The 23,301-nt window shown below is 73.1% G+C and carries 19 protein-coding genes; 9 read left to right on the forward strand and 10 right to left on the reverse strand.

The window, feature by feature from the left end; genetic code table 11:
- Positions 1 to 14: 14 nt before the first annotated feature.
- Positions 15 to 674 carry a response regulator transcription factor gene (locus AB0G50_RS02390; protein WP_360101367.1) on the reverse strand — a complete coding sequence of 220 codons (660 nt, stop codon included), beginning with the start codon at positions 672 to 674 and terminating at the stop codon, positions 15 to 17.
- A complete protein-coding gene (locus AB0G50_RS02395; protein ID WP_360101369.1) occupies positions 671 to 1,813 on the reverse strand; it encodes a DUF5931 domain-containing protein in 1,143 nt (380 codons plus the stop codon). The genes AB0G50_RS02390 and AB0G50_RS02395 overlap by 4 nt, the downstream gene beginning before the upstream one ends.
- Before the next feature lie 161 nt (positions 1,814 to 1,974).
- Here AB0G50_RS02395 and AB0G50_RS02400 point away from each other — a divergent pair, with 161 nt between their 5' ends.
- Entirely contained in the window at positions 1,975 to 3,171 is a 1,197-nt protein-coding gene (locus AB0G50_RS02400; RefSeq protein WP_360101371.1) for a diguanylate cyclase, read from the forward strand.
- A 4-nt stretch (positions 3,172 to 3,175) separates the two neighbouring features.
- On the opposite strand, the gene AB0G50_RS02405 is transcribed toward AB0G50_RS02400, so the two are convergent.
- Positions 3,176 to 4,327, reverse strand: a complete 1,152-nt coding sequence (locus AB0G50_RS02405) for an AI-2E family transporter (RefSeq protein ID WP_360101373.1) — start codon at positions 4,325 to 4,327, stop codon at positions 3,176 to 3,178.
- A gap of 125 nt (positions 4,328 to 4,452) precedes the next feature.
- On the opposite strand from AB0G50_RS02405, the gene AB0G50_RS02410 reads away from it, so the two are divergent.
- The 3 genes from AB0G50_RS02410 (at position 4,453) to AB0G50_RS02420 (ending at position 10,766) form a co-directional block, all read left to right on the forward strand.
- Positions 4,453 to 6,618, forward strand: a complete 2,166-nt coding sequence (locus tag AB0G50_RS02410) for a hypothetical protein (RefSeq protein ID WP_360101375.1) — start codon at positions 4,453 to 4,455, stop codon at positions 6,616 to 6,618.
- 186 nt (positions 6,619 to 6,804) lie between these two features.
- Positions 6,805 to 7,629 (forward strand): hypothetical protein, encoded by an 825-nt coding sequence (locus AB0G50_RS02415; protein WP_360101377.1) that lies wholly within the window; start codon positions 6,805 to 6,807, stop codon positions 7,627 to 7,629.
- 200 nt (positions 7,630 to 7,829) lie between these two features.
- Complete coding sequence (locus tag AB0G50_RS02420) at positions 7,830 to 10,766, forward strand: hypothetical protein (RefSeq protein WP_360101379.1); 2,937 nt, start codon at positions 7,830 to 7,832, stop codon at positions 10,764 to 10,766.
- A 597-nt stretch (positions 10,767 to 11,363) separates the two neighbouring features.
- On the opposite strand, the gene AB0G50_RS02425 is transcribed toward AB0G50_RS02420, so the two are convergent.
- From AB0G50_RS02425 to AB0G50_RS02435, 3 genes are read right to left on the reverse strand one after another with little or no spacing between them, the layout of a single operon-like run.
- Positions 11,364 to 12,146 carry a GGDEF domain-containing protein gene (locus AB0G50_RS02425; protein WP_360101381.1) on the reverse strand — a complete coding sequence of 261 codons (783 nt, stop codon included), beginning with the start codon at positions 12,144 to 12,146 and terminating at the stop codon, positions 11,364 to 11,366.
- Between the two features lie 60 nt (positions 12,147 to 12,206).
- Positions 12,207 to 13,070, reverse strand: coding sequence for an exonuclease domain-containing protein (locus AB0G50_RS02430; protein ID WP_360101383.1), 864 nt, complete (start codon positions 13,068 to 13,070; stop codon positions 12,207 to 12,209).
- Between the two features lie 25 nt (positions 13,071 to 13,095).
- Complete coding sequence (locus AB0G50_RS02435) at positions 13,096 to 13,653, reverse strand: TetR/AcrR family transcriptional regulator (RefSeq protein WP_360101385.1); 558 nt, start codon at positions 13,651 to 13,653, stop codon at positions 13,096 to 13,098.
- Between the two features lie 113 nt (positions 13,654 to 13,766).
- Between AB0G50_RS02435 and AB0G50_RS02440 the strand changes: the two genes are divergently transcribed.
- Positions 13,767 to 16,892: a BTAD domain-containing putative transcriptional regulator gene (locus AB0G50_RS02440; RefSeq protein ID WP_360101387.1), complete on the forward strand. Its 3,126-nt coding sequence runs from the start codon at positions 13,767 to 13,769 to the stop codon at positions 16,890 to 16,892.
- On the opposite strand, the gene AB0G50_RS02445 is transcribed toward AB0G50_RS02440, so the two are convergent.
- From AB0G50_RS02445 to AB0G50_RS02460, 4 genes are all read right to left on the reverse strand, one after another.
- Positions 16,876 to 17,631 carry an ABC transporter permease gene (locus AB0G50_RS02445; RefSeq protein WP_360101389.1) on the reverse strand — a complete coding sequence of 252 codons (756 nt, stop codon included), beginning with the start codon at positions 17,629 to 17,631 and terminating at the stop codon, positions 16,876 to 16,878. The two genes, AB0G50_RS02440 and AB0G50_RS02445, sit on opposite strands and share 17 nt — an antisense overlap.
- Positions 17,628 to 18,569 carry an ATP-binding cassette domain-containing protein gene (locus tag AB0G50_RS02450; RefSeq protein WP_360101391.1) on the reverse strand — a complete coding sequence of 314 codons (942 nt, stop codon included), beginning with the start codon at positions 18,567 to 18,569 and terminating at the stop codon, positions 17,628 to 17,630. The genes AB0G50_RS02445 and AB0G50_RS02450 overlap by 4 nt, the downstream gene beginning before the upstream one ends.
- 65 nt (positions 18,570 to 18,634) lie before the next feature.
- Positions 18,635 to 19,861, reverse strand: coding sequence for a cytochrome P450 (locus AB0G50_RS02455; RefSeq protein ID WP_360101393.1), 1,227 nt, complete (start codon positions 19,859 to 19,861; stop codon positions 18,635 to 18,637).
- A 79-nt stretch (positions 19,862 to 19,940) separates the two neighbouring features.
- A complete protein-coding gene (locus AB0G50_RS02460; RefSeq protein WP_360101395.1) occupies positions 19,941 to 20,621 on the reverse strand; it encodes a TetR/AcrR family transcriptional regulator C-terminal domain-containing protein in 681 nt (226 codons plus the stop codon).
- 65 nt (positions 20,622 to 20,686) lie between these two features.
- On the opposite strand from AB0G50_RS02460, the gene AB0G50_RS02465 reads away from it, so the two are divergent.
- The 4 genes from AB0G50_RS02465 to AB0G50_RS02480 are packed head-to-tail and all read left to right on the forward strand — an operon-like array spanning position 20,687 to position 23,295.
- Positions 20,687 to 21,796 carry an NAD(P)/FAD-dependent oxidoreductase gene (locus tag AB0G50_RS02465; protein ID WP_360101397.1) on the forward strand — a complete coding sequence of 370 codons (1,110 nt, stop codon included), beginning with the start codon at positions 20,687 to 20,689 and terminating at the stop codon, positions 21,794 to 21,796.
- A gap of 42 nt (positions 21,797 to 21,838) precedes the next feature.
- Entirely contained in the window at positions 21,839 to 22,180 is a 342-nt protein-coding gene (locus AB0G50_RS02470; protein WP_360101399.1) for a metalloregulator ArsR/SmtB family transcription factor, read from the forward strand.
- Positions 22,181 to 22,183: 3 nt separating this feature from the next.
- On the forward strand, positions 22,184 to 22,660 hold the full coding sequence (locus tag AB0G50_RS02475) for an SRPBCC family protein (protein ID WP_360101401.1): 477 nt from the start codon (positions 22,184 to 22,186) through the stop codon (positions 22,658 to 22,660).
- A complete protein-coding gene (locus AB0G50_RS02480; protein WP_360101403.1) occupies positions 22,660 to 23,295 on the forward strand; it encodes a dihydrofolate reductase family protein in 636 nt (211 codons plus the stop codon). Before AB0G50_RS02475 ends, AB0G50_RS02480 begins: the two co-directional genes overlap by 1 nt.
- The last annotated feature ends 6 nt before the right edge of the window (positions 23,296 to 23,301 follow it).

Raw genomic sequence — 23,301 nt, forward strand, 5'->3', positions numbered from 1 at the left:
GTCCCTGGGACTGGTCACCGCGCGCCCTCCTCCGGTTCGACGTCCAGACCGTGCTCGATGGCGTACCTCGCCAACTCGACGCGGTTGTGCAGTTGGAGCTTGCGGAGCGTGGACTGGACGTGGTTCTCCACCGTGCGGTGGGAAATCACCAGCCTATTCGCGATCTGCCGCGCCGTCAGGCCTTTCGCCACCAGGCGCAGCACCTCGGTCTCCCGGTCGGTGAGCTGCGGCTTGTCCTCGTCCGGCGTCGCGGCCATCCGGCGGTACTCGCCGAGCACCAGCCCGGCCAGCCCGGCGGTGAACACGGCGTCGCCCGCGGCCGTCCGGTTGACCGCCTCGACCAGCTCCTCCGCGGACGCCGACTTCACCAGGTAGCCGGACGCGCCCGCCTTCACCGCCTCCAGCACGTCGTCGTGCTCGCCGCTCGCGGACAGCACCAGGACGCGGGTGCCCGCCAGCTCACCGGTGATCATCGTGGTGGCCTCGACACCGGTCTGCTCGCCGAGGTTGAGGTCCATCAGCACGACGTCGGGCCGCACGGTGCGCGCGATGCGGACCGCGGACGCCGCGTCGCCCGCCGTGGCGACCACCGCGAAACCGCGCTCGGCCAGGTCGCGGGCCACCCCGTCGCGCCACAGCGGGTGGTCGTCCACCACCATCACGGACACGCTCATCTGTACACCCGCACTTCCCACTCCGTGCCCTCCCCCGGACCCGTCTGGAGGTCGAGGGTCCCACTCAGCGCTTCGACGCGTCCCCTGATCGAGTGGGCGATGCCCATCCGGCCCTCGGCCTCCGCGCCCTCGATGCGGCCCTCGGGGATGCCGGGACCGTCGTCGCGCACGCTCAGCACCACCTCGTCGCCGAGGTCCTCGAGCAGCACCCACGCCTTGGCGTGCTCGCCCGCGTGCTTGTCCACGTTGGACAGCGCCTCGCGGACCACGGCGGTCAGCTCGAACGCGGTGGTGGCGGGCAGCATCACCCTGGTCGCGGGCGTGGCGACCTGGAACCGGGACGTGGCCAGGAGTTGCAGCGCCGGCCGCAGGTCCGCATCACCATCCACTGTGGACTCGGCGGGCGCGGCGGCGACCAGCGAGCGCAGCGCCACCTCCTGCTCGCCCGCGAGCTCGGCCAGTTCGGCCGCCTCGCCGCCGAGTTCGTTGCCGCGCTTGCGGACCCTGGCCAGCACCTGGAGCACGCCGTCGTGGATCGACCGCGCGAGCCGCTCGCGCTCGGCGGTGGCCGCCTCGGTGCGCAACGCCTGGGCGAGCCGCACCGCCGACCGCCTGGCCGTGGCCGCCGCCATGCCGACGACGAACCCCGCGCCCGCGAGCAGCACGACGTCCCTGGTCAGGTCGATGCTGATCGACCGGCGGTTGAGGTAGGTCGACAGGCCGACGACCAGCCCGGCCGCCGCGCCCGCCGTCGGACCGCTCAGCGCGCCCGCCGCGACCGCGGGCACGCACGCCCAGATGGTGGTGATCAGCGGGACGTTGAACAGGAACTGGGCGTCGGTCATGATCAGCGGCGAGAGCGACATCAGCCCGCACGCGACCACCAGGTCGGCGGCGACGACCCACCGCCGGCGGCCCTTGTCGCTGCTGTAGGCCAGCACGGTGAAGACCGACCACGCGGCCATCGCGCCGATCGCCGCCCACGCGAGCCACGGTCGCTGGTAGCCGTTGTGGTGCACCGCGGCGTTGCCGAGCGCGAACAGGAATGTCACGATCCGTAGCGCGACGGTTCCCCGCCAGAGGTGCGCGACGGGGTCTTCACGCACGGATGGGTCCGGCGCGGGCGGCTTCGTGTGCACGGTGTGCTCCTTTCCTGCTCAATCTTGCCGGGTGCAAGTGGCGCAGCTAACCCCCAGGTGGCCGTCTGTTCCGATACCGACATGTGTGAAAAGCTTCTCCTTGTTACTGAGAGTGTCTTTTGGGGGACACCGCGCCAGGTGATCGGCGGGGAGGGCTGAGCGTGCGCGACTGGCCACTGTGGACGCTGCGACGCTCCGCGCTGGCCTACTGGCTCGTCGTCGACGCCGCCGCGCTCGCCCTGGTCGTGTGGGTCGTGATCTCCTCCGGGCAACCGACTCCGGAGCAGGTCGGACGGTTCGCGGCGATCGCGGGCACGGCCGGCGTGGTGATCATCGGCAGCTCGATCCACAGCCACCGGATGGGCGAGTCCGAGCGCAACCCGTGGGCCGCGCACCTCTGCTACCTCACCGCGGGCCTGGTGTCGCTGCCGTGCAACCTGCTGGTGCTGCTGCTGTTCGGGCCGGCCCTGCACGGCGTGTTGGCGCAACGCCCGGAGTCCCACCGCTGGGTGTTCACGCTGTCCGCGACGGCACTCTCCGTGTTCGGCACCCGCTACCTGATCGGGTGGGCGAACCCGGCGACCGAGCTGATCGTGATGATCGGTGCGGCGACCGTGCTGCTGATCGTGCGCGCCGCCCTGATCGCGCTCGGGTTGAAGCTGCGCAGCCCCGCCGCGGACCGCGACGAGACCGTCGGCGAGCCGATCGACGCGGTGCTGGGCATCGTCGCGGTGAGCATCGGCGGGCTGATGGGCTTCGTCGCCACGACCACACCGGTCCACGCCCTGATGGCGGCCGCGCCGATGGCCCTGCTGGAGCGCGCGGCCCAGCTGCCGCACTGGCGGCGGTCGGCGCAGCGGGACGCCAAGACCGGCCTGGCCAACGCGGTGCACTGGGACGGCCGGGCGCGCTACGAGCTGGCCAAGGCCCGACCCCGGACCCGGCCGATGGCCGTGATGCTGCTCGACCTCGACCACTTCAAGAAGGTCAACGACCAGGTCGGGCACCTGGCGGGCGACGCGGCGCTGAGCGCGATCGCGCTGCTGCTGTCCGGGACCGTGCGCCGGGGCGACCTGGTCGGCCGGTTCGGCGGCGAGGAGTTCGTGGTGCTGCTGCCCGACGCCGAGCCCGCGATCGCCCGGTCCGTCGCGCAGCGGGTGCGGATGGCGGTGGCCGACCTCGCGGTGGCGACCGTCGGCACGGACGGCAACGAGCACCTGCTCACCGGCCTGACCGTCAGCATCGGCGTGGCGACCACCGACCGGTTCGGCTACGAGCTGCCGAGCCTGCTCGTGGCCGCCGACTCGGCGCTGCTGGCCGCCAAGGGCTGCGGCCGCAACCTGGTCGAGATGGCCTGACCGGTCACGGGATCTCGTCGTCGACCCGCTGGCCCGCGTGGTCGGCGGGCCCGCTCTCCTGCGGCTTGTCCACGTCGACCGCCCTCGGGTCGACCGTCCGATCCGAGTCGCTGAGCAGCGACCGGATGCCCGAGTTCAGCACGGCCAGCAGCGGCACCGACAGCAGCGCGCCCGCGATGCCGCCCACGACCAACCCGGCGGTGATCGCGATGACCACGGCCAGCGGGTGCAGCTTCACCGCGCGACCCAGCAGCAGCGGCTGGAGCACGTGCGACTCCAGCTGCATCACGCCGATCAGCACGCCGAGCACCACCAGCGCGGCCACCGGTCCGTTCGCGACCAGCGCGATCAACACCGCGACCGCGCCGGTCAGCACCGCGCCGATGATCGGGATGAACGCGCCGAGGAACACCAGCGCGGCCAGCGGCACCACCAGCGGCACCCCGACCGCCCACAACCCGATGCCCACGCCCACCGCGTCGACCACGGCCACCGCCGCCGTCGCGCGCACGTAGCTGACCAGCGAGGCGAACCCGCGCCGCCCGGCGACGTCGGCCCGGTCCCGCACGTCGCGCGGCACGATCCGCACGATGAACCGCCAGATGCCGTCGCCGTCGTGCAGGAAGAAGATGAGCGTGAACAGCGCGAGCAGGAAGCCGGTCAGCAGCTCGCCGACCGTCGCCGCCGTGGTGAGCGCGCCGGAGGTGATCTCGGCCTGGTTCTCCTTGACCGTCTCCACGATCTTGTCCACGTACTGCTGCAACTGCACGTCGCTGAGCTTGAGCGGCCCGTGCTTCAGCCAGTTCTGCACCGTGTCGAGGCTGTGGCTGACCTGCGTGTTGAGATCGGGCAGGCCCTTGGAGAACTCGGTGATCACGAACGTGAGCACGCCGCCGACCACGCCGAGCCCGCCGATCAGCACCAGCCCGGTGGCCAGCCCGCGCGGCACCCCGAGCCGGTTCAGCTGGGCCACCGCGGGCGACAGCAGCGCCGCCAGCAGCAGCGCGACGCCCGCCGGGATGACGATGGTCGTCAGGTACCCCACGACCTGCGCCACCACGTACAGCGCGGCCACCACGGCCACGAACCGCCAGCTCAACGCGGCGCTGACCCGCAGCAGCCGGGGCACCCTGTTGCTGATCTCCGAGTCGCTCACCCGGCCACGGTAGCTCCCACCTCCCCGATCACACCCCCGAGTACGCCACTCGGACACCGCGTGTTCCCCGTCCGGGCACCCGAGCCCCTTCCTCGCGGCGGTGTCGGGATGATCGGATCGGCACCGTGACCGAGGACGAGATCCGCGCCGCGTTCGCCGCCGGCCGCCGGGTGCGCTTCGACCCGCGCGCACCCGCGCGGGAGCGGACCGTGCCCGGGACCCTGCTGTCCGAACTCCTGCTCGCGCCCAGCCCCGGCGGCGCGGCGCTGCACCTCGTCGGCGCGTACGTGCTCGGCCGGTTCAGCCTGGAGGGCGCGCGGGTGCGCCGGGTGGTGGACTTCGCGGACTGCACGTTCGAGCAGCCGCCGGACCTGCGGATGGCGCGGCTGGTCGGCCTGCGCCTGCGCGGCTGCCGGGTGCCCGGCCTGCTGGCGCGCAACCTCCGGGTCGGCAGCGACCTGGTGCTGGAGGCCGGTTTCACCAGCGACGGCACGGTCGACCTGACCGACGCCACCGTCGAGGGCACGTTCCGGCTCGCGGGCGCGGTGCTGCGCGGCCGGGGCAGCGGGCACGCCCTGCTCGCCGCGCGCGTCCGGCTGTCCGGCTCGCTCCAGGCGATCGCGCTGCGCGCCGACGGCGAGGTCCGGCTGCGCGGCGCGGACATCGGCGGCTCGGTCCACCTCGGCGGTGCCCGGCTGGTCAACGCGGGCCGCAACGTGCTGGACGCGTCCGGCGTGGTGGTCGCGGGCAACCTGTTCTGCGACGACGAGGGCGGCCGGTTCACCACCGAGGGCCGCATCCTGCTCGACGGTTCCCGGGTCGGCGGCGACGTGGTGTTCTCCGGCGCCCGGCTGCGCGCCACCGTCGTGGACCGCCCGGTCCTGGTGATCCCGCGCGGCACGGCCGACGAGGCCGCGTCCCTGGTCGCCGACCGGATCCGGGTCGAGGGCAACGTGGAGCTCGACGACGGGTTCACCTCCTCCGGCACGGTCCGGCTGCCCAACGCCGAGATCGGCGGCTACCTGCGGCTGTCCGGCGGCGAGATCGGCCGGCCCGAGGCGGACGACGGTCCGATACCCGACGGCCGGGTGCCGGTGGCCCTGCACGCGGACGGCATCCAGGTGCGCGGCGACCTGGAGGCGCGCGGCGCGGTGGACGGCGGGTTCCGCGGCAACGGCGAGCACGCGCACGCGTTCCGCGCCCACGGCCAGGTCCGGCTGGTGGACGCCGACGTTCGCGGCAGCGCCAGTCTGTCCGGCGTGCGGCTGCACGGGCCGGGCATCGACGTGCTGTTCGCGGACCGGCTCAAGATCGGCGGCACGCTGTTCCTGCGCGACCTGGAGGCCACCGGCTCGCTGCGCCTTCAGAACGCCGACATCGGCTCGACCCTCGACTGCTCGGGCGCCCGGCTGACCAGTCCGCGCCGCCGCGCCGACGGCACGATGAAGCCGTCGCTGGACGCGCGGGTCGCCACGGTCGGCAAGGACCTGCTGTGCAGCCACGGCTTCACCGCCGAGGGCGGCGTCCGGATCAGGCTGGCCGAGATCGGCAAGATGGTCACGTTCGCCGGCGCGCGGCTGGGCGCGCCGGGCAGCGCGATCGCGCTCAACGCCTACGGCCTGACCACCCAGCAGCTGGTGCTGCGGCTGGCGCCGGAGGACGCGCCGACCGGTCGGGTGTCGCTGCGCCGGGTGTCGGCCGCGGCGGTGTCCGACGGCCCGGGGTTGTGGGCCGCGTCGGGCGGGGTGGACGTCGAGGACTTCACGTTCGGCTCGATCTCGTCCACGCCGCACGTCGACGTGCGCACCCGGCTGCGGTGGCTGCGCGAGGTGCAGCCGGACTTCGCGCCCGGGCCGTACGAGCAGCTGGCCGCGGTGTACCGGGACGGCGGCGAGGAGGAGCTGGCGCAGGCCGTGCAGCTGGAGAAGCAGCACCGCCGGTTCTCCGAGCTGGGCCGCGCGGGCCGGGTCTGGGGTTTCCTCCAGCGCTGGACGGTCGGCTACGGGTACCGGCCGTGGCTCGCGATCACCTGGCTGCTGGGGTTCTGGCTGGCCGGTTCGCTGTGGTTCCTCGGGCACCCCATGGTGAAGCTGAACGACGACGAGAACCCGGTGTGGAACCCGTGGCTGCTGGCGGTCGACCTGCTGGTGCCGATCGTGGACCTGGGCCAGGACGGCAAGTGGCGGTTCACCGACGCGTCCCAGTGGATCGCCGGCGGGCTGATCGCGGTCGGCTGGATCCTCGCGTCGACGGCCGCCGCGGGCGCGGCCCGGGTGCTCAAGCGGGTCTGACCTGGATCACTACTTAGGGTCACGTGCGGGAACACACAGTGTTCGTCACACGATCCGGGGAACAGGTCCGGAGAAGGGTGCGAGCAACCCTCGCCCACTGGCAATCTCTCGGCGTCGGCTTGATCACGACGATCGCCTCGCCGGCCCGAAATCCCCGAGATGTGCTCACAGGTGGAGGTACCTGCGTTGTCCGCTGTCGACCGCGAGTCCACGGGAGCCCGCCGCGTGCGGCGGCTGCTCACCCGTGCGCTGCTGGTCGCCGGTGGCACGCTGGCGGGCACCGCCGCCCTGTGGTCGCTGTCGACGGGCGCGGCCGACGCGGAGGAGGTCGACCGCGGTGACGCGGTGACCTCGTTGACCGGGTCGATCCTGGCCGCCAACCCCCTGGGTGAGGCGCTCGCGCCGGTCGACCAGGCCGTCCGAGACCTCGACACGACGTTGCGCGCACAGCAGGAGAAGGTGCGCAAGGTCGCCCAACCCGACCTGGGTCAGGTCACCGCCGGTCTCACCGACGCCGTGACCACCTGGCTCCAGCCGCTCCAGGCCCAGCCCGCCGAGCAGTCGTCGGGCACCGTGGTCGTCGTCGTCCCCGAGCAGTTCGCGGACGCCGCGCCCGTCGTGCCGCAGCAGGCTCCCGAAGCGGTCCCCGCACCCGTCGCCGAGCCGGTCGAGGCCGGCACCCCGGTGGTGCAGGGGGCTTTCGCCGAGTTCAGCGAGAGCTGGACGTCGGCCACCCGGCAGCCGGTCACCACCGAGCTGCCCACCTACCACCGGGATTCGTTCCCCGGTGGCCCTTCCGGTACCCCGTTCCTGCCGCCCGTGCCCCCGGTGGGCGCGCCGGCGCACTGCACCTGCGGTGGCGACGGTTCCGGAAACCCCAGCGGTGGCACCACGTTCTTCACGACGTACGCCTCCGCCCGCACCGCTTCCGCATCGGCCCGGGCCTTGTTCCCCGCCGACGAGCGGAACGCCGTGGCGCCCGGCAAGCAGCCCGGCACCACCCCAGACTGACCGACGCGCGCGGTTCGTTGCCTCCCAAGGGCGGCAACGGGATTCGACCGACGCGCCGTTCGCGTGCGCTACCGACACCCGGTCGTTGAAGCCGCGCTTCCTTGAACCACCCAACCCATCGGGGCGGTCGTCTGCCTGACGCGGTGAGCGTCCGGCCGCCCCTCACCTCCCAGCAAGGGAATCCGATGAAGGAGAACACCATGCAGACCTGGGCGAAGCGCGGCATCCAGACCGCCATTGTCACCGGTGGCCTGCTGATGCTCGGCACGGGCATCGCGTCGGCGGACGAGAACGTGAGCCCCGACCGGGCACCCAGCGCGATCGACAGCAACAGGGTCACCGGCAACGTCATCGTGCCGATCGACCTCAAGGAAAACGTCGTCGCCACGCCCCTCGGCACCATCACCACCCCCGAGGTGCACCGCTCGATCAGCACCGAGGGCGTGACCGGCGCGCTGTCCGGCAAGACGGGCGCGGCCAACCCGCTGGTGCGCGGCGCGCAGGACAAGGTCAGCGCCGTCAGCACCGGCAGCTCGCTGACCGGCAACCGCGTCGACGCCGACGTGGTCGTCCCGATCCGGGCGTGCGGCAACGCGGTCGCCGTGCTGCGCAACGCCTCCGTCGAGGCCGACTGCTCGTACGACGACATCGTCAGCGGCGACGCCATCGAGACCGACGGCGAGGGCCAGTCGCTGTCCGGCAACGTCGTGTCGATCGCCAACGCGACGCCGACCCAGATCACCGGCAACGCGGTGTCGGTGCTCGCCACCGCCGACGCCAAGACGACCGCCTCGCAGAGCGCGTCGGCCGGCAGCGACATCACCACCTCGGGCAAGGACAGCTCGCTGTCCGGCAACATCGCCGCGGTGCAGAGCGCCGTCCCGGTGCAGCTGACCAACAACGCGGCCACCGTCGGCGGGCGGGCGAACAGCGAGTCCACCGCGGAGAACACCGCGCTGGCGCCCGGTTCGCTGACCACCACCGGCGAGGGCAGCGCGCTGGGCGGCAACGTCCTCGGCGCGCCGCTGGCCCCGATCGCGGCCGTGAACGGCAACGCGGCGGCCGTCGCCGGCAAGGCGGACACGGTCGCGGAGAACACCTCCACCGCCGAGGCCGGCAGCACGCACACCGGTGGCGTCAACGACATCGACACCTGGCTCGAGACCTCCGGCAAGGACGGCTCGCTCGCGGGCAACGTCATCCAGCCGCAGCTGGCCGGGCCGGTCTCGGTCGACGACAACGCGGTGGCGGGCGCGGGCAACGGCAGCGCCACCAGCTCCACCACGAACTTCGCCAAGGTCGGCGGGTTCACCAGCACCACCGCCGAGGGCGGCTCGCTCGCGGGCAACCTGGTCGACGCGCCGGCGGCCCTGCCGGTGTCCGGCGGCGGCAACGCGGTCGGCGGCCTCGGCAACGTGCGCGCCGACCACACCAACGACGTGACCGCGGTCGCGGGCAGCGGCACGTACACCAACGGCGACCGCTCGGTGCTCGGCGCGAACTCGGCGAACGCCCCGGTGGGCGGCGCGGTCGACCTGTGCGGCACGGGCGTGGCGGGCGGCGGCAACTCCAGCGCCGTCTGCGAGAACGACGTGATCACCGAGGTCGGCGGCTACAACGGCACGACCGGCAACGACAGCGTCGGCTCGGGCAACATCGGCCAGCTCCCGGTCGCGATCCCGGGCGAGGGCTTCGCGAACAGCATCGGCGTGGCGGGCAACGCCTCGGGCACCGCGGTCGAGGACAAGGGCGTCCGGGTCGGCGGCGACACGAACACCCGCGACGACAACGGCACGATCTCCAGCAACGTGGTGTCGGTGCCGACCGGTCTGGGCGCCCAGGCGTTCGGCCTCGCGGGCGGCGCGTTCTCCAACCCCACCGCCACCGGCGACTCGAACACCACGCTGACCGCGGGCGGCGAGGCCACCGCGACCGGCAAGCACGGCTCGGTCGCGGGCAACATCGTGCAGGTCCCGACCTCGAACCCGGCGCAGATCTTCGGCGACACGGTGCTGCTGGGCGGCAACGGCTCGTCCACGGTGGCGAACTCGCTGGACGCGACCTCGGGCGGCGACTCGACGTCGACCGGCGAGGGCGGCTCGCTCGCGGGCAACGTGATCACCGCGCCGCAGACCTCGTCCCCGCAGGTCTACGGCCACGCGATCAACGGGCTCGGCAACACCGAGTCCACTGTGGACAACACGCTCACCAACTTCTCCGGCGGCAAGGTCACCACCACCGGCAAGGAGGGGTCGCTGTCGGGCAACGGCGTCTCCGCCGCGCCGGCCATCCCGTCGCAGGTGCAGGGTGACGCGGTCACCGTGGGCGGCAACGGCAAGTCCACCACCACGAACGACTCCACCCTGGTGTCCGGCGGCGACAGCACGACCGACGGCACCGACGCCGCGGTGTCCGGCATCCTCGCCAACGTGCCGGTGAACGGGCAGCCGTCCGCGCACGGCAACGCCGTGACCGCGCTGGGCAAGGCCGCCACGGTGGCCGACAGCACCGCGCTGACCTCGGCCGGCGGCAAGGCCACCACCACCGGCGACCACGCCCTGAGCGGCAGCGTCATCGAGGCGCCGATCGAGAGCGCCGTCCGCGCCTACGACATCCCGGCCGAGATCGCGGGCCAGGCGCTGACCACGGTCACCGACGACAACACCCAGCTGACCGGCGAGGAGGCCTCGGCCACCAACGCCCGCGGCATCGAGCTGCCCGGCGGCGTCGACCACCTGCTCCCGGCCACCGGCGTGCCGGCCCTGGGCGGTCTGACCAAGCTGCCGAAGCTGCCCGTGGCCCAGGACCGGTCCTTCAAGGGCCAGCTGCCCCTGGTGGGCGACGGCCTCAACCTGACCCAGGGCGGCCTGCCGGGCCTGGGCACCATCGGTGGCCTGGGCGGCCTCACGAGCCTGGTGCCCGCGGGCCGCAGCCTGCCGACGGCCGGCTTCGCCCAGCCCCGCACCGGCGCACTCCCGGCCGTCCCCGGCCTGGCGGGCATCCTCCCGTCCGGCGCCTCGCTGACCAACCTGGACCTCAACCCGCTCCAGGGCCTGCCGGCGCTGCCCACCCAGTCCGCGCGCTCCTTCAGCACGCCGACCGCGGGCATCACCCGGATCGTCGGCACCCTGTTCTGATCCACGCCCGACCCGCGAAGGCCCCCGGCTCCCCGCCGGGGGCCTTCCCGCGTCCGGCGAGCCGCCACCACGTGCCACCCGACGCCCGCCGGAGCGCCCCCGACACGGCGACGCACCCGAAACTTCTCCGCCCGGAGCCGCCCCGAGCCCGGTGCCGAGCACGTCTCGGCCAGGGGGTTTGCCGCGCTGCCGGGGCTTCCCGCACTCGACGCCGGACCGCCGCGACGTGCCGACTGGTCGCCGCGCGGCTCGCGGAACTCCGGCGACCGTCCCGGCTCGGCGACGCACCCTGGGGTTTGCCGCGATGCCGGGACCTTCCAGTGTTCGACGCGGGGTCGGCGTGAGGTGTCGACTGTTGGCCGCGCGGTTCGCGGAATCCCGGCGACCTCCCCGGCATGGCGGCGCACCCTGCGGTTTGCCACCTTCCGCTTTCCCCGCCGTGAGCCTCCCCGCCGTGAGCTTCCCCGCCGGGGCCGACCGCGGTCGCTGCCGATGGTCTGCCGCGTGCGGCGCCGAAGGTCGGCCACCGGCAGCGACCGCAGGTCTCCGCCGAGCTCGAAGCCGCCACCGCCGAAGGCCGCCGGGACCCGGCGCGCGTCAGTGCCGCAGGCGTTCCTCGACGTGCGCGATCACCGAGTGCAGGGGCGTTTCGCCGTCCGTCGTCACCCAGCACACCCGAACCCCGGGCCGCACCCGCGTGCCCGCCACCCGCACCGGCCGGTCGGCCAGCTCCCGCACCAGGTCCGCGACCGCCTCTCCGGTGCCGTTCTGGTGCTCGGTCACCACGGCGAACTCGTCACCGCCGTACCTCGCCACCGTGTAGTCCGCGCGCAACCCGTCCCGCAGCCGGCCCGCCAGCGCGGTCAGCAGCTCGTCGCCGCCCTCGAACCCGTGCGCCCGGTTCACCTCGGACAGCCGGTGCACGTCCACCACCACCAGCGAGGCCAATGTCCCGTGCGTCCGCGCCCTGGTCAACGCCTGCGCCAGCCGGTCGAACAGCAGCGTCCGCCCGGGCAGCCCGGTCAGCGGGTCCAACAACCCGGCGCTGTGCGGCACGTCGGACTGCACCGGCCGCAACAGCACCAGCAACCGCGCGTGACCGTGCAACGCGATCGGGTAGAACTCGGCCCACACCTGCGAGCGCGGCAGCGCCATCGGGATCCGCAGCGGCGCGCCGGTCCGCAGCACCTGCGAGGCGAGGTCCGCGCACGAGGGCAGCAGGGCGCCGGACGGGTCGCGGGCTTCGGACCGGTCGACCCCCAGCAGCTCCTCGGCCAGCGCGTTTCCCGCCAGCACCGCCCCCTGCTCGTCCTGGAGCAGCACTCCGACCGGCAGCTCGGAGACGAGTTCGTCCCACAGGGAAACCTCTGTCCGCAGCATAGGACTCATGCCCTCCGCTAGGCCGTTCGGTGATGAGCCTCCCCGCAGGATTCGGCCATTTCAATAGCCCTGACACCACTCGGTCCGGTGATCTTTCACCAGACCGAGCAACTCGGCGAAGTCCTCCTCGGACACGATCGGCACCCGGTACGCCCGCGCCTTCCGCGCCTTGGTGGACAGCGAGTACGGGTCGGCGGCCACCACCAGGCGCGTCCCCCGCGTCACGTAGGCCTGGTCCCGCAACCCGGCCGCCCGCGCGCGGGCGATCCACACCTCGCGCGGGTCCTCGGTCCGCCCGGTGAACACGACCACGTCACCGCCGGCCAACACCGGTTTCTCCACCACCTGCACGACCCGCCCGGCACCGCGCCGCACCTCGGCGACGTCGTCCTGCGGCAGCCGGGGCCACGGGATCGGGTCGCCGTCCAACGGCCCTTCCCGCAGGTAGGTCGCGAACAGCCGGCCGGTGGCCCGCGCGTCGTGCAACGCCGAGTGCGCGCCCTCGGGCACGATCCCGGCCGCCTCGCAACACGCGTGCAGCGACCGCCGCACCCCCGGCAGGAACCGCCTGGCCAGCGTCATCGTGCACAACCCGGACACCTCGAGGTCCACCCCGACGCGCCGGAACTCGGCGGCGAGGAACCGCGCGTCGAACGCGAGGTTGTGCGCGACCAGCACCCGTCCGGCGAGCCGCGCCGACAGCGCGCCGGCGGCCTGGGCGAACGTCGGCGCGTGCCACACGTCCCGCGCGCTGATCCGGTGCACGTGCTGCGGCCCGAGATCACGCCCCGGGTTCAGCAACGTGCACCACTCGCCGGTCTGGTTGCCGTCCCGGTCGAGCTGGACCACGGCCACCTCGACCACGCGGTCCGAACCACCGGCGGCGAATCCGGTCGTCTCGACGTCGACCACCGCGTACCCCATGATCGACGGACTCTAGCGCTGTCGATCATCCCCGCATGGCCCGCAACGACAGCTCCACGATCGTGTCGGTGAACGTCGGCGTCAACGGGCCGATCCGGAGCAACCACCGCTGGTACAACGGGCCCAACAACAACTCCACCGCCGCGGGCACGTCCACGTCACCCCGGATCTCCCCGGCCCGCTGCGCCTTCCGCAACCGCTCCTCGACCACCACCCGCCGCGGCGCGAGCAACAACGACACGAGATCGGTCCGCGCCTCGTGCACGAGCACCCGGCACACCTCGTCGAACCGCCGCTGCCCGATCTCCGCGGCCGCGTCCCGCAACTCCGCCCGAAGGTCCGCCCCCAGGTCCCCGGTGTGCGCGACCCCGGCCCCGACCTGCCCGAACTCCACGAACGCGTCGAACAGCAGCGGCCCCTTGGACGGCCACCACCGGTAGATCGTCTGCTTGCCGACACCGGCCCGGGCCGCCACCGCCTCGACGGTCAGCCGCGCGTACCCGACACTCTCCACCAACTCCAACGCGGCCACGAGGATCGCACGCCGAGACCGCTCACTACGCCGCGCCGCGTCGGGTGGCATCCCTTGATCGTAAGCGGCCCTAAGCAGTTTGTTCACACGCGAATCCGCACCACCCGGCCACGCGCCCGACCGCCGGGCCCGACCCCGGGGTCGGTCACGGCAGAATCGGCCGGGTGGAGATCGGGGTGCTCGGACCGTTCGAGGTTCGCGGGGACGACGGGGTGGCGGCGGGTGTGCCGGGTGCCCGGTTGCGCGCGTTGGTGGTCGCGCTCGCCCTCGAGCCGGGCCGGGTGGTCCCGAAGGCGACGCTGGTCGACTGGATCTGGGGTGAGCACCCGCCCGCCGACGCCGCGAACGCCTTGCAGCGCCTGGTGTCCCGGCTGCGGCGGGTGTTGCCCGACGGGGTGGTCGACGGGCAGGCGGGCGGGTACCGGCTCGTGGTGGACGCCGACGCCGTCGACGCCGTGCGGTTCGAGAGGCTCGTCGGTCAGGCCCGCACCGCCGACGAGGCGCGGCGGGTGCGGGTGTTGCGGGAGGCGCTCGCGCTGTGGCGCGGTGCGGCCATGGAGGACGTCGGGCTTCAGGAGAGCGGCGCGTTCGACGCGGCGGTCGCGCGGTTCGAGCGGTTGCGGTTGGACGCGGTCGAGGAGCGGGTCGAGGTCGAGGTCCGGCTCGGGGACGGTGCCGGGCTGGTCGAGGAGTTGACCGAGCTGGTCGCCGCGCACCCGTTGCGCGAACGGCTCGTCGCCGCGCTGATGCGGGCGCTCGGCGCGGCCGGGCGGAGCAGTGAGGCGCTGGTGGTCTACCAGCGGACCCGGGAGGTGCTCGCCGACGCGCTCGGTGTCGACCCGTCGCCCGAGTTGGCCGCGTTGCACGTCGCGCTGCTGCGGGGCGAGACGGGCCGGCGGGAGGAGAGCCGGCGGACCAACCTGCGCGCCGAGCTGACCAGTTTCGTCGGCAAGGACGACGACGTCGCCGCCGTGCGCGGGCTGGTCGCCGGGCACCGGCTCACCACGCTGATCGGGCCCGGTGGTTCGGGGAAGACCAGGCTGGCCGCGGAAACCGCGCGGACGCTGCTCGACTCGGTGCCCGACGGCGCCTGGCTGGTGGAACTGGCGTCCGTCGGCGCGGGCGGTGACGTGGCGCAGGCGACGCTGGCCGTGCTGCGGCTGCGGGACGGGCTGCTCGGCGGGGTGCCGGACGCGGAGCCGACGGACCGGGTGGTGGCCGCGCTCCGCGAGCGGGAGGTGCTGCTGGTCCTGGACAACTGCGAGCACGTGGTCGAGTCGGCGGCGGCGTTCGCGCACCGGCTGCTCGGCGAGTGCCGGCGGTTGCGGATCCTCGCGACGAGCCGGGAGCCGCTCGGCATCACCGGCGAGGCGTTGTGGCTGGTGGAGCCGTTGGCCCTGCCGGTGGGCGACGTGGGGATCGAGTCGTCGCCCGCGGTGCGGTTGCTCCGGGACCGGGCGGGCGCGGTGCGCCGGGACCTCGGTGACGACGCGCTGCCGACCATCGCCCGGGTCTGCCACGCGCTGGACGGGATGCCGCTCGCGATCGAACTCGCCGCGGCCCGGTTGCGGACCATGCCGCTGGAGCAGCTCGCCCACCGCCTCGACGACCGGTTCCGCCTGCTCACCGGGGGCAGTCGCACGGCGCTGCCCCGGCACCGGACGCTGCGCGCGGTGATCGACTGGAGCTGGGAGCTGCTCAACGACGCCGAGCGGGCGGTCCTGCGCCGGCTCTCGGTGTTCGCCGGCGGCGCGGGCCTGGAGGCCGCCGAACGGGTCTGCGCGGGCGACGGCGTCGAGTCGTGGCAGGTGTTCGAGCTGCTGACCGCGTTGACCGAGAAGTCCCTGGTGGTCGCCGAGGGCGACGCGGCGCCGCGCTACCGGATGCTCGGCACGATCAAGGAGTACGCGGGCGACCGGCTCGCCGAGGCCGGTGAGGCGGACCGCACGCGGCACGCGCACCTCGAGCACTTCACCGACCTCGCGGACACCGCGGAGCCGCACCTGCGTCGCGCCGAGCAGTTGGAGTGGTTGGCCGCGCTGGAGGTCGAGCACGCCAACCTCGACGTCGCGATGCGCGGCGCGCTGGCGGCCGGCGAGGCGCAGGGCGCGATGCGGCTCGCGGCGGCGGCCGGCTGGTACTGGTGGCTCGGCGGGCGCAAGGCCGAGGGCCACGAGCTGGTCATGGCGGCCACCGCGCTGCCCGGCGAGGTGTCCGACGAGGTCCGGGCCACCGTGTACGCGTTCGCCACCACGTTCCTGACCTCGGGTCGGGGCAGCGACGAGTCCCGGGCGGCGGAGTGGATCCGCAAGGCGCACGAGATCAGCGGGCGGGTCGAGCGCCTGCACCCGGCGGTGGGTCTGGTGGTCGCGCTGGAACGCCTGCTGCGGGCGCCGGACGCGTTCCTGCTCGCGTTCGAGCCGCTGCTGGCCGACGACGACCCGTGGGTGCGCGCCCTCGCCCGGCTGCACCTGGGCAAGATGCGGGTCATCCACGGCCACGGCGGTCGGGACGCGGACGCCCACCTCGAACTGGCGCTGGCCGAGTTCCGCGCGATCGGCGAGCGGTGGGGCACGTCGTTCGCGCTGACCGAGCTGGCGGACCGGATCGCGACCCGCGGCGAGTTCGTGCGGGCGTGCGCGCACTACGAGGACGCGATCGCGGTGGTCACCGAGGTCGGCGCGGTCGAGGACGTCGTGCGGATGCGGTCCCGGCAGGCCCAGCTGCACTGGTTGGCGGGCGACGGCGAGGCGTGCGCGGCGGCACTGGCGGAGGCGCGGCGGCACGCGGAACGGGTGGCGTGGCCGGAGGCGCTGACCGACCTGGCCCTGGCGAGGGCGGAGATCGCCCGCTGGAGCGGTGACGCGGACCTGGCCCGAAGGCAGTTCGACGTCGCCACGACCCTGCTGGGCGAGGACGCCGGGCAGCCGTACCTGCGCGCGCTGGTCCAGGACTTCCTCGGCTACCTGGCCGAGGAGGTCGAGGTGTCGAGGGACCACCGCGCGGCGGCGTTCCGGGCGGTGACCGAGGCGGGCAACCCGTCGCAGATCGCCCGGGTGCTGGTCGGGATCGCGGACCTGGCCCTGCGCCGCGACCGGCCCGACCAGGCCGTCCGACTGCTCGCGGCGAGCGCCGCCCTGCTCGGGCTGCCCGACCGCGCGCACCCGGACGTGGCCCGGATCGAGCAGGACGCACGCCGTCGCCTCGGTGATCCGGGGTTCACCGAGGCGGCGAGTGAGGGCGCGCGGGCGGACTGGCGGGCACTGGCCGAGGTCACGCTCGCCTGGTGAACCTGGCCCGTGCCCACAGGTAGCCGACCAGGGCGATCCCGACGGACCAGGCGATCGCGGCGGTCGTGTCGCCGGCCGACGGCGTGCCGGCGAGGAAACCGCGCAGCGACTCGATGATCGAGGTGAACGGCTGGTACTCGGCGAACTCCCGGACGCCCGGGCCCATGTTCCCGGCCGGCACGATCGCGCTGCTGAAGAACGGCAGCATGATCAGCGGCACGGTGGCGAACCCGGCGGACTCCGCGGTTTTCGCGGCCAGTCCCAGCGCGATCGCGAACCAGGTGACCGCGAAGATCGCGAGCACCAGCACGCCGATCGCGCCCAGCCAGTCGGCGAACGTCCCGGAAGGACTGAACCCCATCAGGAACGCGACCCCGATGACCGCCGCCACCGCGACGAGCGTGCGCACCACGGTCGCCACCACGTGTCCGGTCAGCACCGCGCCGCGGGACACGTCCATCACCCGGAACCGGTTGATGATGCCCTTGGTCATGTCCGAGTTCACCGCGGTCGAGGTGGCGCTCAACCCGTAGCTGACGGCCATCAGGATCAGCCCCGGCGTGGCGTAGTCGATGTAGTCGACCCCGACCGCGAAGGAATCGCCGAACACGTACACGAACATCAGCATCAGCACGATCGGGAACAGGATCGCGTTGAACACCGTGACCGGGTTCCGCAGGGTGTGCTTGAAGTTGCGGCGAAGCATGATCGCCGAGTCGGTCAACGGCGTGGTGCTCATCGGGATTCCTCCGTGCTCGGGCGGCCGGTCAGGGCGAGGAAGACGTCGTCGAGGTCCGGCGTGTGCACGGAGAACTCCTCGACCTCGATCGAGTGCTCGTCCAGTCGGGCGAGCAGGGCGCGCAACGGCTTCACCCCGCCGTCGCCGGGCACCCGCAGGGTCAGCGCGTCGTCGTCCGGGGTGGACCCGGCCAGGACCCGCGCCGCCGCGCCCAGCCCGTCGACGTCGGCGAACCGGAGCCGGACGTGGCTGCCGGGCACCTGGCGCTTGAGGTCGGCGGCGGTGCCCTCGGCGACCAGGCGGCCCTGGTCGAGCACCGCGATCCGATCGGCGAGCTGGTCGGCCTCCTCGAGGTACTGGGTGGTGAGGAAGACGGTGATGCCGTCGGCCACGAGTTCGCGGACGATGTCCCACATGGTCCGCCTGCTGCGCGGGTCCAACCCGGTCGTCGGCTCGTCCAGGAAGATGATCTCCGGCCGGCCGACCAGCGTCATCGCGAGGTCGAGCTTGCGGCGCATGCCGCCGGAGTAGGTGGCCACGAGCTTCCGCGCCGGTTCCACCAGGTCGAACCGCTCCAGCAGGTCGGCGACCACCCGCCTGCCCTCCGTGCGGTCCAGGTGGTGCAGGTCGGCCATCAGCCGGAGGTTCTCCTCGCCGGTCAGCAGTTCGTCCACCGACGCGAACTGGCCGGTGACCCCGATCGCCGCGCGCACCGCCTTGGTCGCGGTCGTGATGTCGTGCCCGGCGACGCGCACCGAGCCGCCGTCCGGTTTCACCAGCGTGGTCAGCACGTTCACCGCGGTGGTCTTGCCCGCACCGTTCGGGCCGAGGAGGGCGAAGACCGTGCCGGCGCGGACGTCGAGATCGATGCCGGCCAGCACGGTCCGGTCCCCGTAGGTCTTCCGCAGCCCGGAGGCCACGATCGCGGAACTCGTCATGCGACCACTGTCGTGAGCGGGCCTGTCACCGACCTGACCCGTGCCTGACACGGCCGCTGACACCGCTACGGCCGCACGTCGGTCCAGGTGACGGGCAGCGCGTGGACGCCGTAGATCTGCATGTTGGTCCGCAGCCGCACCTCGTCGGCCGGCACGGCGAGCGCGAGGGTCGGGAACCGGCGCAGCAGCACCTCGAACCCGGCGCGCAGCTCGATGCGGGCCAGCTGCTGGCCGAGGCACTGGTGCACGCCGTGCCCGAACGCCAGGTGCCCGCGGGCGTTGCGGTGCACGTCCAGGGTGTCGGCGTGGTCGAACCGCCGGTGGTCGTGACCCGCGGCCAGCGTCGACACGACCACGGTCGACCCCTTGCCGATGGTCGTGCCGCCGACCTCGACGTCCTCGGTGGCGTACCGGTAGAGCACGTCGACCACGGACAGGTGCCGCAGCAGTTCCTCGACGGCGTCGGGCAGCCGCTCCGGGTCGGCCTGGAGGGCGGTCAGTTGGTCCGGGTGTTCCAGGAGCGCGAAAGCGCCCAGCGCCAACATGTTCGCGGTCGTCTCGTGCCCGGCGAGCAGCAGCAGGAAGGCGACGCCGGTGAGCTCCTCGTCGCCGAGGTCGTCGTGCCGGGTCAGGTCGGACAGCAGGTCCTCACCGGGCTCGACGCGCTTGCGCGCGACCAGTTCCGCCAGGAACGAGGTGAGCCCGAGGAACGCCGCCATCTTCTCGTCCAACGGCAGGTCCTTGTCGAGGAACCGCGCCGTGTCGGTCTGGAACCGCTCCCGGTCCGAGTAGGGGACGCCGAGCAGCGCGCAGATCACCAGCGAGGGCACCGGCAGCGCGAACTCCTCGACCAGGTCGACCGGCGGCGTGCGTCGGGCCATCGCCTCCGCCTGCCGTTCGGCGATGTCGCGGACGTGCTCCTCGAGCGACTTCATGCGCTTGACGGTGAACGCGCCGGTGAGCAGCCGGCGCAACCGCGTGTGGTCCGGCGGGTCCATCGAGATGAACACGCCCGGCACCTGCGGCGACGGCTCGGTGATCACGGGCATGCCGGGGATCTCGTACGGCACGTGCAGCACGCCCACGTCCTGGCGCGAGCTGAACCGGGTGTCGGCGAGGACCCGGCGGACCTCGTCGTACCCGGTGACGATCCACCCCTCGTGACCGTCGGGGAAGACCATGGGGCTGACGGGGCGCGCGTCGCGCAACGCGCTGATCCGCCGCGGCGGGTCGAAGGGGCCCGCGTCGCGCTCGACGGGGAGGCCGTGCGGTACGGGAACGGTCGGGCTCATCGGGTCGTCCTCTCGTGGTGGTGACTCACCACCACGATCGCCGAAGGTCCTGACACGAGACTGACACGCCGGGCACGCGTCAGCCCGGGATGCGCGCCCCGATGCCGTCGAGGAGGAACTCGAGACCGGCCCGGAAGGTCTCGTCGGCGTCCAGGTGCGGGCCGTCGTGGACGAACGCGGCCAGCGCGGGGAACCGGCCGGTGGCGAAGGTCCGCAGCAGGTAGGGCCCGTAGGCGACCTGCCACTGCCGCTGGTTCATCCCGGAGGCGCGTTCGGCGCGCCGCTCGGTGATCTCCCGGCGCACCGCGCCGATCACGTAGGCGTTGACCGCGGCGACGGCGGGCACGACCACGTCCAGGTCGACGTCGCCCATCGCGGCCAGCACGGCCTCGCCGCTCGCCAGCGTGTTCGGCCCGAGCTGGGGTCGGCCGCCGATCAGCTCGGCGAGCCATTCGTGCCGGTGGGCGGCCTGCCGGGTGGCGTCGGCGAGCGAGCGCAGCACCTCGCGCCACCCGTCGCCGGCCGGCCGGATCTCCTCGTGTACCGCGTCGACCATCAGGTCGAGCAACTCCTCCTTGGTGGCGATGTAGCCGTACAGCCGCATCGGGCCGACGTCCAGCGCCGCGGCGACCTTGCGCAGCGACACCACCTCGAGGCCGTCCGCGTCGGCCAGCCCGATCGCCGCCCGGATGATCCGCCCTCGGCTCAACGGGGCGGGCACCGGTCGATCAGGAGGCTCGGGCCGTTCCCACACCAGCATGGCGGTGAGAATACAGCGTTGGTGTTGATACAGTGTATCGACAAATACAGTGAATCGAGGACACGATGACCATCGCGATCGTCGGAGCGGGCCTCGGCGGCCTCACCTTGGCCCGCGTGCTGCACGTGCACGGTGTCGACGCCGTCGTCTACGAACGGGAGGTCGCCCGCGACGCCCGCGGCCAGGGCGGCATGCTCGACATCCACTCGGGGCAGCGGGCGCTGCGCGAGGCCGGCCTGATCGACGGGTTCACCGCCATCGCCCGCGCCGAGGGGCAGGACATGCGCCTGCTGGACCCGGACGGCACCCTGCTGCTCCGCCACGACACACCCGACGACGCCCCGCTCGACCGACCCGAGGTCGATCGAGCCGACCTGCGCGCCCTGCTGCTGGACTCGCTCCCTGGGGACACGGTCCGCTGGGGGCACGCGTTCGACTCCGCCGCCGACGGCGTGCTGCGCTTCGCCGACGGCCGCACCGCGCCCTACGACCTGCTGGTCGGCGCCGACGGCGCGGAGTCCCGGGTTCGCGCCCTGCTCACCGACGTCCGCCCGGTGCACACCGGCCAGCACGCCGTGGAACTGGGCATCCCCGACGCCGACCGCACCCACCCCGACCTCGCGGAGATGGTCGGGCGCGGCAACTACTGGGTGCTCGGCGACGGGCGGTCCCTCGGCGCGCAGCGCAACGGCGACGGCCGGATCCGCGTCTACCTCAGCTTCTACCGGACCACCGAGGACTGGCCCGCCGCCGGCGGCATCCCGTTCGACGACCCGTCCGCGGCCAAGGCGAGGCTGGTCGAGGAGTTCGCCGACTGGCACCCGCGGATCACCGCGTTGATCGACGCGTGCGACGACATGGTGGTGCTGCGCCGGATCACCACCCTCCCGGTGGGTTTCACCTGGCCGTCCGCCCGGGACGTCACGCTGCTCGGCGACGCCGCCCACCTCATGCCGCCGGTGGGCGAGGGCGCCAACATGGCCATGCTCGACGGCGCCCTGCTCGGCCTCGCGCTCGCCGCCCACCCGGGCGACATCCCGGCCGCGGTCGCGGAGTACGAGCGCGAGATGGTCGACCGCACCGTCCCGATCGCCCGGGAGTCCGCGCGCATGCAGGAGATCCTGTCGTCGCCGGACGCCTCTCGGACGATCCTCGCCTTCTTCCGGCCGCGCTGACCCCGGCTTGACACATGCCCATATGGGCATACGATAGCGGCCATGGCACGAGCAGCGACCACGTCGGACGTCTTCAACGCGATCGCCGAGCCGCAGCGCCGGGAGATCCTGGTGCTGTTGCGGACCGGTGAGCGACCGGTGACCGTGTTGGCCCAGGAGCTGGGGATGACCCAGCCGCGCGCGTCCAAGCACCTGCGGGTGCTCAAGGAGGTCGGGCTGGTGCGCGACCGCAAGGCGGGCAAGCAGCGCCTGTACTGCCTCGACGCCCATGGGCTCCGGGCGGTCCACGAGTGGACCGGCGGGTTCGAGCGGTTCTGGGCCGAGACGTTCGACCGGCTGGACGCGTACGTGCGCGAGCTGAAGCAGACGAGGCAGGAGGAGTAGCCGATGAGCACGACGGCCGATCGGGAGATCGTCATCTCCCGGGTCATCGACGCACCGCGCGAGCTGGTGTTCGAGGCGTTCACCGAGGTCGGGCACCTGTCGCGGTGGTGGGGCCCGGACGGGTTCACCACCACCACGCGGTCGTTCGAGTTCCGCGTGGGCGGTGAGTGGGACTTCGTGATGCACGGACCGGACGGGACGGACTACCAGGAGTGGATCTCCTGGACCGAGATCGCCCCGCCGGAGCGGATCGCGCTGCGGCACGGCGAGGCGCCCGACGACCCGAACGCCTTCGAGTCGGTGCTGACGTTCGAGCCCGCCGGCGCGGCGACCCGGATCGGGATGCGCACCGTGTTCCCGACCAGGGAACTGCGCGACGAGGCGGTCGAGAAGTACCACGCCGTCGAGGGTGGCGAGCAGACCCTCGCCAACCTGGCCGCCTACGTCACCGGTGTCGCGCGCAAGGGATCGGAGGACTGATGGCGGGCAAGGTGTTCTTCAGCGTCTCGATGTCGCTGGACGGGTACATCGCGCCCGAGGCCGGCGGTGACGAGCCGGGCGGGAAGGGCTGGATGGAGCAGTGGATGGAGCTCCAGCAGTGGATCTTCCCGCAGCGGTTCTTCCGGGAGAACCTGAAGCTCGGCGAGGGCGGTGAGGAGGGTCGGGACAACGACCTCCTGCGGGAGACGTTCGAGCGCACCGGCGTGAGCGTGATGGGCAAGCGGATGTTCGACTTCGGCGCGCAGGCCTGGCCGGAGGAAGCGCCGTTCCACACGCCGGTCTACGTGGTGACGCACGAGAAGCGCGACCCCTGGGAACGCCCGGGCGGCACCACGTTCCACTTCGTCAACGACGGCATCGAGTCCGCGCTCGACCAGGCCCGTGCCGCCGCGGGCGACCGGGACGTCCGCATCGCGGGCGGCGGCACGACGATCCTGGAGTACGTGAACGCGGGCCTGGTGGACGAGTTCACGATCGCCCTGTCCCCCGTCGTGTTCGGCTCCGGGATCCGCCTGTTCGAGGGCGTGGACGCCACCCGCGTGGCCCTGGAGCAGATCCGCTCGGAGCCGACGTCGAGGGTGACGCACCTGACCTACGCCGTCCGGCGGCGGTAGGCCCCT

The sequence above is a fragment of the Actinosynnema sp. NPDC020468 genome, assembly GCF_040642015.1.
Lineage (GTDB): Bacteria > Actinomycetota > Actinomycetes > Mycobacteriales > Pseudonocardiaceae > Actinosynnema.